The sequence below is a fragment of the Pseudalkalibacillus sp. Hm43 genome, assembly GCF_054170705.1.
Map to the genome: position 1 here is coordinate 2,123,712 of NZ_CM135129.1, position 11,669 is coordinate 2,135,380.

General features: G+C 44.2%; 14 protein-coding genes and 1 riboswitch. All 14 genes read right to left on the minus strand.

Annotated elements, in window-relative coordinates; all coding sequences use genetic code 11:
* Nucleotides 1–8: 8 nt before the first annotated feature.
* Nucleotides 9–305, minus strand: coding sequence for a hypothetical protein (locus ACXQIQ_RS11220; RefSeq protein ID WP_439302457.1), 297 nt, complete (start codon nucleotides 303–305; stop codon nucleotides 9–11).
* Nucleotides 306–323: 18 nt separating this feature from the next.
* Nucleotides 324–563: a hypothetical protein gene (locus ACXQIQ_RS11225; protein ID WP_439302458.1), complete on the minus strand. Its 240-nt coding sequence runs from the start codon at nucleotides 561–563 to the stop codon at nucleotides 324–326.
* Between the two features lie 225 nt (nucleotides 564–788).
* A complete protein-coding gene (locus tag ACXQIQ_RS11230) occupies nucleotides 789–1,100 on the minus strand; it encodes a hypothetical protein (protein WP_439302459.1) in 312 nt (103 codons plus the stop codon).
* Nucleotides 1,101–1,120: 20 nt separating this feature from the next.
* On the minus strand, nucleotides 1,121–2,359 hold the full coding sequence (locus ACXQIQ_RS11235; protein WP_439302460.1) for a hypothetical protein: 1,239 nt from the start codon (nucleotides 2,357–2,359) through the stop codon (nucleotides 1,121–1,123).
* A gap of 50 nt (nucleotides 2,360–2,409) precedes the next feature.
* Entirely contained in the window at nucleotides 2,410–3,129 is a 720-nt protein-coding gene (locus ACXQIQ_RS11240; protein WP_439302506.1) for a pilus assembly protein TadG-related protein, read from the minus strand.
* Nucleotides 3,130–3,134: 5 nt separating this feature from the next.
* Nucleotides 3,135–3,425, minus strand: a complete 291-nt coding sequence (locus ACXQIQ_RS11245) for a hypothetical protein (RefSeq protein ID WP_458025490.1) — start codon at nucleotides 3,423–3,425, stop codon at nucleotides 3,135–3,137.
* Between the two features lie 95 nt (nucleotides 3,426–3,520).
* Nucleotides 3,521–3,727 (minus strand): hypothetical protein, encoded by a 207-nt coding sequence (locus ACXQIQ_RS11250; RefSeq protein WP_439302462.1) that lies wholly within the window; start codon nucleotides 3,725–3,727, stop codon nucleotides 3,521–3,523.
* 46 nt (nucleotides 3,728–3,773) lie between these two features.
* Nucleotides 3,774–4,712, minus strand: coding sequence for a type II secretion system F family protein (locus ACXQIQ_RS11255; RefSeq protein WP_439302463.1), 939 nt, complete (start codon nucleotides 4,710–4,712; stop codon nucleotides 3,774–3,776).
* Nucleotides 4,713–4,716: 4 nt separating this feature from the next.
* Entirely contained in the window at nucleotides 4,717–5,649 is a 933-nt protein-coding gene (locus ACXQIQ_RS11260; RefSeq protein ID WP_439302464.1) for a type II secretion system F family protein, read from the minus strand.
* Nucleotides 5,646–6,986 (minus strand): CpaF family protein, encoded by a 1,341-nt coding sequence (locus ACXQIQ_RS11265; protein WP_439302465.1) that lies wholly within the window; start codon nucleotides 6,984–6,986, stop codon nucleotides 5,646–5,648. The genes ACXQIQ_RS11260 and ACXQIQ_RS11265 overlap by 4 nt, the downstream gene beginning before the upstream one ends.
* A 16-nt stretch (nucleotides 6,987–7,002) precedes the next feature.
* The gene (locus ACXQIQ_RS11270) at nucleotides 7,003–8,124 is read right to left on the minus strand and encodes an AAA family ATPase (RefSeq protein ID WP_439302466.1); all 1,122 of its coding nucleotides are present in this window, start codon (nucleotides 8,122–8,124) and stop codon (nucleotides 7,003–7,005) included.
* Between the two features lie 22 nt (nucleotides 8,125–8,146).
* On the minus strand, nucleotides 8,147–8,890 hold the full coding sequence (gene cpaB, locus ACXQIQ_RS11275; RefSeq protein ID WP_439302467.1) for a Flp pilus assembly protein CpaB: 744 nt from the start codon (nucleotides 8,888–8,890) through the stop codon (nucleotides 8,147–8,149).
* Between the two features lie 7 nt (nucleotides 8,891–8,897).
* The gene (locus ACXQIQ_RS11280) at nucleotides 8,898–9,647 is read right to left on the minus strand and encodes a hypothetical protein (protein WP_439302468.1); all 750 of its coding nucleotides are present in this window, start codon (nucleotides 9,645–9,647) and stop codon (nucleotides 8,898–8,900) included.
* Between the two features lie 447 nt (nucleotides 9,648–10,094).
* On the minus strand, nucleotides 10,095–11,390 hold the full coding sequence (locus ACXQIQ_RS11285) for an NCS2 family permease (RefSeq protein WP_439302469.1): 1,296 nt from the start codon (nucleotides 11,388–11,390) through the stop codon (nucleotides 10,095–10,097).
* Nucleotides 11,391–11,530: 140 nt separating this feature from the next.
* Nucleotides 11,531–11,632, minus strand: a riboswitch (purine riboswitch).
* Between the last annotated feature and the right edge of the window lie 37 nt (nucleotides 11,633–11,669).

An 11,669-nucleotide genomic window follows, 5' to 3' on the forward strand; every position in this document is an offset into this window, starting at 1 on the left:
ATGTAAAATTAGATTTGATTAATGATATAAAGTGCCCAATAAAAGATAACCGTCCAAAAGAAAGCTTGTCCTGCAAGACGTAAGGTGATTCTTTTCGCGTCATTACGCTTGCAGATGTGAGCCAATATGAAAAAGAAATAGCCGATCATAGATAATCCGAAAAGAACATACATCCAAGGAGTTGGATTGACGAGGACCAATCGGTTCCCCTGTATATCTCCTGTCATCAAGAAAGTCATGAACAGAAGCAATAGAGCTCCACCAAAGGAAGCCCACTGTACGATGGACCAATCTTTACTACTCACTAATACTCACTCCTTGAATTAGTTGAAATCACCACGTAGGTACCAGACGAACATTAATCCACCTACTATAATAGCAATCCATGTGATGGTTTGGGCGATGACTTTACCGTTAACCACACCACCATTTCTTCTTCGGACCTCTGCTAAAGTTACTGTGAACACGGATATGACGGTTAATCCAACGAACCAATTAAACCACCATGGCCTTTCAATCATCTTACGGTTTCCTTCACCAACCGGTTCAGTAACTGCAAACATTACCCCTACTGCGCTAATGATGATTAGATAACCTAATATTTGAAATAATCTCCACGTTTTATCACTCATTAGGTTCAACCTCAGATTAAGAATTACTAATTAAGTTAGCCGGTTAGATCCCTGAATAGAAATATAACTCCCCAAAGAATCCGATGTACAAGAATGTTTGGATTATAACTCCAGCATTTATATTCCCGAATGCATCAAAAAAAGACACTTAATCTACTAATTAAAATCTCCTCTTAAATACCAAATAAACATAAGGAAACCTACTGTTATAGCAATCCATAGAAATGTTTGACCGACTACTTTACCTGTAACTTCTCCCCCATTCCGGCGACGGACCTCTGCTAAAGTTACTGTAAATCCAGAAACAAGTAACAGACCAATTAACGGGTTAAACCACCAGGGTCTTCTTACCATTTGATATTCCCCATTACCAACTGGTTCAGCAGTTAAATAAACCGCAAAGAAACCTCCGACAATTATGAATGTATAACAAAATATTTGTACATATTTCCATGTCTTGTCACTCATTAGTTACTCCTTACTAGTAATTATTTGTTCCCTTTTGAATCTACTTTTTGATCCATGTGATTTGACCAGACATCACTTAACTGTTTCTTAAGATATTCATATGAATATTCTACACTCGAATTATTTACAACTTTATTTACATAAGTATCAGGTATCACGAATGATAAACCTACAGCTGAACCTATGAGAAAGTCCATTGCAGTCGCATCACCTTTATAGGCTTGCATCGCAACATTTGAAAAACCACCAATTACCGCACCACCAAATAAATGAGTAGCAAACACTTTAAATGTTCTTACAGAACTTAACAAGCTTTTTGTTAGACCAAAACCAAGTGGTGCAGTTAGAAATGTTACACCTACATCAAAGAACATCTCACCTCTATCTAATTCACCTGTTAAAGCAAAGTTAGTTATATGTGAAAGAAATGTAATAATCGCTAAAGGTGATCCAACCTTTAACCATGCCGCTCCCAATCCTTTCGCCACCTGCAACCCTGCTCTCAAGCCGCTACCACCAGTAGCAAACCTGTTCAAGATATATCCTAGTCTCATAGATGCGAGCTGTCTTCCTCCGGCAATTCTTAAGGCATTCAGCCCTGCTCCTACAGCCCCAATTGCCTGGCCTACACCACCAAGGATTGCGCCTCCTGCAGTCCATCCTAGTGCTCCAGTGAAACTATAGGCATCGGATCCTCCGTTCAGAGCATAATAGAGTCCGCCGGCGAGACCTGCTCCTACTATAGCAACAGCTGCAACGGGTGCGGAGATGATACCTGCAGCAGCAATACCAACCGCTGCGGCTCCCACTCCAACAAAAGCGAGAGAAGATTTGACCCAATCAGGTGTTGCTTCCCAGACATCTCCAGTCCATTCAGTAAAGTCACCCCATTTATTCTTGGTCCAATCCCAACCGTCTGAAGCTTTATCCTTCGTCCATTCCCAGCCGTCAGAAAACTTACCCTTGGTCCACTCCCATGTATCTTTTCCAGCTTCTATCGCCGGATCAAAAAAGTCACGGGTTTTATCAACAAAGTCCCCAGTAATATCTTTCGCTTTTACAAACCAACCAACAAGCCCACCAGGATCATTGTTCTCATTTTCACCAGAACCGTCACCATCTGTACTGGTCAGCCCGTTATCTTCATACTCATAATTGCCGATGTTCGCACTCACACTTGCGACGGGTATGAGCAGAGCAAACAACGTGACGAATAAGATGATCATCCGTTTTTGCCATGTTGCTTTGGAATCCATCATTTCCTTTCCTCCCGAGTTTTCCCTAACCTGTTCATCTCGCCCTAGTTTCACTAGTTACATTCGATGTCGATCCCTTTCGGCTGTTTGATCGTCGCGGAAGCGTCTGCATCAATTCCTTCGAATAACTCATCATCGACTGTGACAAAGCTTCCGTCTTTTTCTGATTCTACGAAAATCTTGAATTCACTCTGTTTGAAATCTACAGTTACGTTGCGGTCAGCTCCATTTTTCTTTGCATAATCTTCTGCAGCCTGACGAATCCGTTCCATGTCTCCTTTTACAGCTGAGCAAGCCATCGAACTAAGCTCATCATCATCATAAAAATACTTTAATGCTTCAACCGGATCGATTTCAGCATCTGGATCTTCCAGCCAATCTTTTAAACTAGGTGGCATTGTCGCTTTTTTATAAATTTTGTTCACTTCATCAATGAGTCCATCGAATATCGTATCTGGATTAGGTGGGGGCTCAGTTTCTTCTCCCTCTCCACCTTCTTCACTTCCATCATCTTCTTTTTTATCATCAAAAAGGTCGCGCAAGTCTTCCAGTTCAGACTCGATTGCATCCGTATACTTTTCTTCATAGACCAACCTAGCCTCTTTCGCAGCTGCTAGCACAGCGGCATCCGCACTCGTCTGGCTGACCCGTTTTGAAATGAACACGTTAAAGAAATCGAAAAACATGAAACTGATAAAAATGGAGGCAAGCAGCATACCTACGATGACTAGGAGCATACTGCCGCCACGTTGATTTTCCAAATACTTTTTCACGTTGATCAATCCTCAATTTCTTCCTCTTTCGGTATCGTTGCATCCGCGTCCAAAGTATAATCAATTTGCCCTACAAGCGGTATGGATACCGTTGGAACTTTGACGACTACTGTAACGGTCACTTCTTCGCCGTTGTCTTCGGTATTTACACTTTCTAATTCCAAGTTCCCAGCAGAAGTTTTGGCTACTTCAGCAGCATTTCCATCCACCGCTGCCGCTCGTGCACCATCACGAGCAGCTGATTCAGAAACAACAACTGTGTAGGCCACTAGGGCCATCTGCCAAATGAACATCATGGCGAGAATCACCATCGGGAATACAGCTATGAATTCGATCAGCTGTGACCCACGCTCATTTTTTGTGAGTTTTTTTAGTCTCCTGAACATATCCGTTACATATCGCTGATCATTTGTGCAATTTTTTCTTTAATCGCATTCGCAATGTCTGTAGCCCCTCCACCTTGTAGGGAACTTGCAATTGCGCCCATGATTGCTAATACAACCAGCCCTAAAGCTACCCACTCCAACGCCTGAGCTCCTCGTTCATTTTTTACATATTTATTGAGAGCAGACGTCATCTTTACATACATTTTCTTCATAATAATATCTCTCCTTTATGGTTAGTAGATTTATAGTAAACCCTTCTTAGAAGAAGGAGTCTAAACCGAATGCACCTGGATTATAAATGACATTCAAGATGAGCATGCCGATAATCAGGAAAAAAACGGCTGGCGCAACAAAGAATGTCGTAACTAACGTAATTTGTGGACTCGCTTTCGCTGCTTTCTCTTTCGCTTTGAATCCACGCATCGCCCGTAAGTCATCCGCCTGAACTTTAAACGTTTCAGAAACCGGAACGCCTAAGGACGAACCTTGCAGCAAGGAAGAGACAAGCATCTTCAACTCTTTGGAAGAGTTTCGATTCAACAGGTTTTCATACGCGGTACGTCTCGGTACACCTAGTTCAATCTCCCGGTTGAACCGGTCGATCTCTTCACTCAATGGGCCCGTCAGCTGTTTCGTCACCTGTTTCAATGCCCCGTCTAAGCTTACCCCAGCCTGCAAAGTGACGCTCACAGTATCTAGGAAATCCGGCATCATCGTACTGATTTGTTCCTGGCGTTCTCTCGCCCTCAACAACAGCCAGAGATTCGGACCGAAAAAGCCTCCTAACGGAAACAGTAAAAGGACCATCAAGCTGAACGGCATACCAAGGAATACATAAAAAATCGAAAAAGTCAGCCCACTCAATCCGAGCACGAAACGCATGCCATAAAAGCTTTCCAATCTTAAACCGAGTGGATTCCCTGCTTTCACCAGCAACAGCTCGTCCTTCTCTTTGTCAGAGAAAAACGGGTATTTGATGCCGGTTGGACCCGCGTATTCAGAAGCTCTGATCAAAGGGCCGGCAATCCGCTCTCTCAGCTTTCGCTTACGCTTCCGTTGCCCCTCTGAAATCTGGACGTGCGAGAGCAATCGTTGCTTTTTCGCTATGAATAGATAGACAAACACAAACCCAATCAATAAAAAAAGTAGAATGAGACTGAATAACAACACTGCATATATACTGAATTGTGGGCTCATTTGCCTACACCCTTATCCTTGTAATTCGTTTGATGAGTAAGAACGCTACACCGATCATGCATGCAAAAACCACGAGCAGGATCAATCCGAATGTCGTGAAGATGACATTCAAAAAGCCTTTGATGAATAAGTTCATCATCACCGCCATCAAGAGCGGCATGATGACGAGAATGTACGCGACCGACTTGGATTCTGCCGTAACGGTTTGAATCTCTTTGTAAACGCGCGCCCGCTCTTCAAGCGTTCCTGCCATCAGTTCCAAAATCTCGGCAAGGTTTCCTCCGACCCGTCTTTGAATCAGGATGGTACTCACGAATATATTGATTTCGTTGCTCGAAACCCTTTCGCGGAACCGGTCCATCACTTCATCCAGATCGTCCCCCAACCGAAGTTGCTGATCCATCAACTTGAACTCCGGACCGGATGGGGCTTTGATCTCATTTCCGACCATCGCGATGCCTTGTGGAATGGTCTGTCCTGCCTTTACAGCGTTCGCCATCATTCGGCAAATCTCAGGCAGCTGTTTGTTAAAGCTCTCATTCCGTTTGTTCTGCCTTGAACTCAAATACAGCTTCGAAGCAAGCCACGTAATCAAATAAGATAAAGCCAGTCCCATGAAAGCGAACAATCCTAAAATGAAGTAGCTGAAAAACCAAAGTGCCGCCATAGTCAGGATATAGATTCCCATGTATTCAGATGGCTGCAATCCAATGTTCGCCTGAACAAGTTTCTTTTTCAGATCCTCGGCCAGTTCGGAGTTGTCAAATCGATCGCCAATCAATAACACAAAACTCTTCCGCTTAAATTGAGCAGAATCTTCAAACCATACTTCTGCCCTCTTCGACGTTTTTTGGATGTTGAGCATCTTCTTGAAGTAAAAAATCGCCAATATGAATGAACATAACGAGGCACTCAACGCAATCCACGTTCCGATCATGCGAGCACCCCTTTCTCGAACATCGATTCAGGGATGTCGAGTCCGAATGCTTTGAATCGTTGGAAGGCTTTCGGTATGTAGCCGGTGGACTCGAAATGACCTTTAACCGTTCCATCCGACTTCACACCCGTCCGCACAAACCGGAAAATATCTTCAATGACGATTTTACCGTCCTCTTCAAAAATCTCAGCGATACTGACGATTTTCCGCTGACCATCCGTTTGTCTTGAGGTTTGGACGATCAGGTCCAACGCTCCGACGAAATAGCCTCGGATGACATCGACCGTCAACGAGAGCCCAGACATGATGACCATCGCTTCTAATCGACCTAATGCGTCTTTTGGTGAGTTCGCATGGACCGTTGTCAACGAACCTTCGTGTCCTGTGTTCATCGCTTGAAGCATATCAATTGCTTCTGAACTTCGAACCTCACCGACAATGATTCGGTCGGGCCTCATCCTGAGGGCGTTTTTGACAAGTTGACGGATCGTCACTTCTCCTTTCCCTTCCATATTGGCAGGTCGGGCTTCCATCCGGACGAGGTTGTCGTAGGTGAACCGCAATTCCGCCATGTCCTCGATCGTGACAATCCGCTCGCCACGAGGAATCGAGTCGGACAATACATTCAGCAGCGTCGTCTTCCCGCTCCCTGTTCCACCGGATACAAGCACGTTCAGCTTCGCCTGGACAGCCGCTCGTAAAAAATCCCCCATCCGGTCGGTAAAGGAGCCAAATTCAATCAAGTCCTCCATCGCAAACGGCGTTTTATTGAACTTCCGGATAGAGATCGAGGGCCCATCTAGTGTAATCGGCGGGATGACCGCATTCACACGGCTTCCGTCCATCAAACGCGCATCGACCATCGGTGAACTTTCGTCTATTCGACGACCTAATGGTGCGATGATCCGATCAATGATATGACGGATGTGCTGGTTATCTTTAAACTGGATATCCGCTTGTTCCAACTTCCCGCTTCGTTCGATGTACACTTCCTTCGGGCCGTTCACCATTATTTCTGTGATCGAGTCATCTTGCAGGAGCGCTTCAAGAGGCCCGTATCCGACTGATTCGTTAATGATCTGGCGGATCACCTGATCCATCTCATTTTGCGGGATGATGACACGTTCCTCTTCAATCATCTGTTTGACCAAGCGTTCAATGGTCTGTTTCCGTTCTTGTGGTGGCAACGTCGTGATCGACTCCAAGTTCGATTCTTTGATCAACCGGTTTTTATAATGTCTGACCCAGGATTCCTGCTGTTCGTTTTCCACATCCCAGCGATCCTGTTCGTTCGATTGCACCGGTGTATATCCGGATGCTTTTTGTAACCAGGACATCTCCATCACCACCTTTTCACAACAATACTTTTTCTACATAGGATCGGACATCTTTCGCTGGCTTGAATTGTCCGCGATCCTTCTCTTTTTTGTAAAAGCTCTCGCCCATATTCAAGTAAGGCTGGAGCGCAAAATAATCGGAGCGTACTGACGCATCCACTTCTTTACCGATCAGCTTCGAAATATCCTTCGGACCGAGTTCGCTTTTCGGGTGTGCGCGGTTCAACAGAATCGAAAGGTTTCCACGGTTTCCGAGCTGAAATCGCTGGAACAACTCTGAAGCATGTTTGAAGCTTCGCAACGAGAGACTGTCCGGATTTAGAATGTAATGGATATGTGTCGCCTCGTTCAATCCCGTGAAGCTGATCGTATTGATGGATGTCGGCAAATCCAAGATCACATGGTCGAAATGAGCTCTGCACGTCCGGATGACCTTCGTAATCAATTCCTCTGAAATTGCTTCTGCTTTCGCAGGATTAGAGGGGCCTAATAAAATGTAGTTGCCTGTCGCTTCATCGCGTGTCGCCACATTCTCGATATGGTTCAAAGAGAGCTCCTGCATGACCGGCTGTAGATCGACGTATGATCGGTTTTGCTGGATTCCGTAAATGGTTTCCAATCCACCGAACTGCGCGCTCAGATCAATCAATATCACTCGTTTGTTGTGGTGGATTTGCAGGGATTGCGCGATCATCGCTGCCATCAACGTCTTGCCGCTTCCACCCTTCGCGCTGTAAAACGCTTCGACTTTCCCCCCACCGAGTGACGCTTCCCCAAAGCTCTCTTGCTGTTTACGTACTTTTTCCTTTGCAGATACCACAATCTCATTCAATCTGGATTGCTCTTCCGGATAGACGACCACATCATAAGCGCCCGCCTTCATCCATGCTCTTCCTTCGTCGAAAGAACGATTGGAGGTGATGCCGATCAAGAAGCTGGAGCCAGGAGCTGTGAAATTCTCCGCCTCGTTCAATGATTCATAGTCGATAAAATAAAAGGTATGATTCGATTGTGTCGAGAAGGATCGTTTCCATTCTTCATTAACTGCTGCATCTATTCCATGAGCTTCCAGGATGTCTGAGAGAGATTGTTGTAATGCTTCATTTTTTGTAATGATTAGTGCTTTCATTTGGCTCATCGATCATCGTCTCCTTTATCCATCACTGCTCATCTTTCTTAGCATCTTGTTTTGGTTCAGCTGGTTTTTGTTCCTCTTTTTTCGGTTGTTCTTGTTTTGGTTCTTCTTTCTTTTCCTCTGTCGGTTTCTGCTCCTGTTGCTTCGGTTCTTCACCCTTCGTGACTTGGTTCACACGGAGAACCCGGATTTGTTTGGCCGCATTTTGGGTGAAGATCAGTTTTTCTGCATCTTCAACAGACAAGGAAACTTTGATTGCTGGTGGTCCCTCTTCTCTTTCTTCCATCTGGACGACCTGGACATTTTCTAAAAGGCGCTGTGTGGTTACCCCTTTTTCTTTGTTTTCCAACACGGAAATGACATCAACAAGATCCCCTTCCGCTACGCCTTGATCAACGAGTACGTTTTCTCCTGGGTTTAACCAGACCACCCTATGGTTGGCAGGTATATCAATCTTTTTCCGGACGACGCTTTTCGTCACAAGGTCTCCTTCTTTCAAATTGACGATCGATATGGAGTCTTCGATATCATCGGATTTTTGAATGAACGAATCGACTTGGGCCGTTTTCGGCATTTCAACCCATTGGATATCGCCCGCTTCCAAGGTTGTGTAAGATTGGATGTCACCATCAGCTGCAGCGACCTCTACGGTTTCACCTAATGATTCTTGGGCCATCTGGATTTGGTTGATGATGAATCCGGCTGCTACTACCGCTAACAGGAAAGCTAATGTTAGAAAAATGAATGCTTTACGTTTTGCATCAATCATTGGTTCGTCACTCCATCACATTTAAGGTTGGTCGAGAAATTAGGTGTATGAAAGGTACATGTATAGGTAGATTGTCTTTATCCAACTTGTATTGTTCAACGTCGTAGTTGTCCAGGTTCAGATCGTGCTCGATCCCTTTTTGAACAAGCCACACGTTTTGGCTTCCATTTTGTTCAAGAACGCGTTGAAGCTCTTGGTTGATTGATTCGATTTGCGAGATTTGCTCGTCGTCCTTTTCTTTAATCACCAGTTTGAAAGGCTTTTGAGTCGGTTTTTTATTGAGGGATAAATGGTTCTTTTCGTTAAACGCTTTTGGTACAGGTGTGAGCAACCATTCTTTGGCTGAATGGATACAACGTTCGATTCTTTGATAGGTTGTTGAGGTATTGGGATCGGCAGGCTGACTTAACTCATGAATAAGCATCAAGATCAGCGCTCGATTTTGATGAATGGGATACACCGTTAACCGCTGCTCAGGAAACAACCAGTTTTGTAGTTTCTTAAGTACATTCGCATCGGTATACGAGGGGTCATATAGATAGACGATTTCTGATACGTCTCTTAATTTGTCTCTGAAGAAGTGGATGTGATGTTCTTGACTGTAGGGTTCTAGATTGAGAGAACGCTTCAGAAAGCGACCAGAAGATTCTTTCAAGACATCCTGTATAGGTAGAGGCCCATTCTTTGTATGTACAGGCTTTGGATATACATTTTCGTAATCGTACCTTCCTAAAGTCTCATCAATTACAATCATCATCTTTACCTCCACATCATTCGAACGGCTCAACCGCAATGTTTGACACAAATATGACAAATTCTGTTCATATCATAAGGAAAAACTACCAAACAACCAAAACTAGGTCAAAATAACTTTTATTCTGACAGTGTTATTTTTTGTAAAAATATATAGCCTTATGGACTATCCCCTTGAATTCAAGGTTTTTCACCTGTGAAAAGAGGGGTAAAAAAGCCTTTGTTTCTATATATGGAAAATTTAACCTTAAACGCTTCATATATTTAATACCTCTCTCACAGACCTTGATAAACCTGTTTTTTTATCAATATTAAAAAAAGAACTATATTTCAATATAGTTACAAATATAATCATTCTATTTCATTTACTAGGACCTATCTCTCAATCTTGCTTACACATATAAAAAACCGACCTAAGCAGGTCGGTTTGGTCATTCTTATGGATTTGAAGTTACGCGAGAAACGCAAAATATAAGATGAAGATGAAGAACATCCCATACATGATCGGGTGGACCTTTTTCCCATCCCCCTTCACGATCATCGTGATCGGATACAGGATGAAACCAAGCGCTATTCCAGTAGCGATACTATAGGTCAAAGGCATGGCAATGATCGTGAGAAATGCCGGTGCGGCAATTTCGAAGCGATGCCATTCGATTTTACCAAGTACGCCTACCATCAGCACACCCACTATGATTAACACCGGTGCCGTGACAGATGGAGTGATGACGCCTAATAAAGGTGAAAAAAGTAATGCCAGTAAGAAGAAACCAGCTGTTACGACGGAACTGAAGCCCGTTCTTCCCCCTGCTGCTACTCCTGATGAAGACTCAATGTAAGCCGTTGTTGTAGATGTACCTAGGACCGATCCGATTACAGTCGCTGATGAGTCAGCCAGTAACGCACGTCCTGCTCTAGGTAATTTGTTCTCTTTCATCAGTCCTGCTTGAGTGGCAACTGCCATCAATGTTCCTGCTGTATCAAAGAAATCGACGAACAAGAACGTCAGGACGACTACAAGCATATCAATCGTCGTAATCTGATCCAGATACGAAATAGCCACACCAAATGTCGGTTCTAAGCTTGGTACAGCTCCAACGATGCCAGACGGAAGTGGGATCAGTTTGAAGATCATTCCGACAATCGCCGTAATGACCATCCCGTAAAAGATACCGCCTTTCACTCCTCTAACCATGAAAAGGACAATGATGATGAGTCCGAAAATCGCCAGTAGCGTCGACCCGTTTGTCAGGTTCCCAAGTTGTACGAGCGTTGAATCGTTATTCTCTACTATTCCAGCGTTCTGCAAACCGATGAATGCGATGAAAAGACCGATTCCGCTTGCTGCCGCATATTTCAGTTCTTGCGGGATCGCGTTGATGATCGTTTCGCGGATCTTCAATAGCGTGATGACGATAAATACGAGTCCTGAAACGAGCACCCCTGCCAGTGCCGTCTGCCACGGAATCCCCATGACCATGACGACCGAATAGGTGAAAAAGGCATTCAGTCCCATACCTGGTGCCAGTGCGATCGGGTAGTTTGCGAGCAGACCCATGATCAGTGTTCCGATGGCTGCCGCTAGTGCCGTAGCAACAAAGACAGCCCCCTTGTCCATCCCGGCGTCCCCTAGAATGGCCGGGTTGACGAATAAGATATAAGCCATAGATAAAAACGTTGTTAAACCTGCAATGAATTCTTTGCGATATGTTGTACCGTGATCTTTAAAACCAAAAAATCGTTCCATTCCCCAACACTCCTATTTGTCTATGAATCTTCTAACAACAAGTAAATAGAAAAAGCTCCAGGCAGGTTACCTGGAGCTTTGAATGACAAGGGAAAAGAACGAAACAGCAAGGAAATCTATTCAATATAGATGGACCTATGTTCTTTGATCTATCCCCTCGTAGTCAAGCCATTTACGGTAGCCTGGTAGAAACTTTCGAGCCCTATTCTCGATATTATACGATGGTTCTATGATGTGATTTTCTAAAGTGTACAGTTTTTGACGAATATTGTCAACAGA

Coding starts and splice junctions, on each gene's coding strand:
- ACXQIQ_RS11265 (WP_439302465.1), bottom strand. CDS start 6,986: ATGTCCTGGTTACAAAAAGCATCCGGATATACACCGGTGCAATCGAAC.
- ACXQIQ_RS11225 (WP_439302458.1), bottom strand. CDS start 563: ATGTTTGCAGTTACTGAACCGGTTGGTGAAGGAAACCGTAAGATGATT.
- ACXQIQ_RS11245 (WP_458025490.1), bottom strand. CDS start 3,425: ATGATGTTCATTTGGCAGATGGCCCTAGTGGCCTACACAGTTGTTGTT.
- ACXQIQ_RS11255 (WP_439302463.1), bottom strand. CDS start 4,712: ATGAGCCCACAATTCAGTATATATGCAGTGTTGTTATTCAGTCTCATT.
- ACXQIQ_RS11230 (WP_439302459.1), bottom strand. CDS start 1,100: ATGAGTGACAAGACATGGAAATATGTACAAATATTTTGTTATACATTC.
- ACXQIQ_RS11270 (WP_439302466.1), bottom strand. CDS start 8,124: ATGAGCCAAATGAAAGCACTAATCATTACAAAAAATGAAGCATTACAA.
- ACXQIQ_RS11285 (WP_439302469.1), bottom strand. CDS start 11,390: ATGGAACGATTTTTTGGTTTTAAAGATCACGGTACAACATATCGCAAA.
- cpaB (WP_439302467.1), bottom strand. CDS start 8,890: ATGATTGATGCAAAACGTAAAGCATTCATTTTTCTAACATTAGCTTTC.
- ACXQIQ_RS11250 (WP_439302462.1), bottom strand. CDS start 3,727: ATGAAGAAAATGTATGTAAAGATGACGTCTGCTCTCAATAAATATGTA.
- ACXQIQ_RS11260 (WP_439302464.1), bottom strand. CDS start 5,649: ATGATCGGAACGTGGATTGCGTTGAGTGCCTCGTTATGTTCATTCATA.
- ACXQIQ_RS11280 (WP_439302468.1), bottom strand. CDS start 9,647: ATGATGATTGTAATTGATGAGACTTTAGGAAGGTACGATTACGAAAAT.
- ACXQIQ_RS11235 (WP_439302460.1), bottom strand. CDS start 2,359: ATGATGGATTCCAAAGCAACATGGCAAAAACGGATGATCATCTTATTC.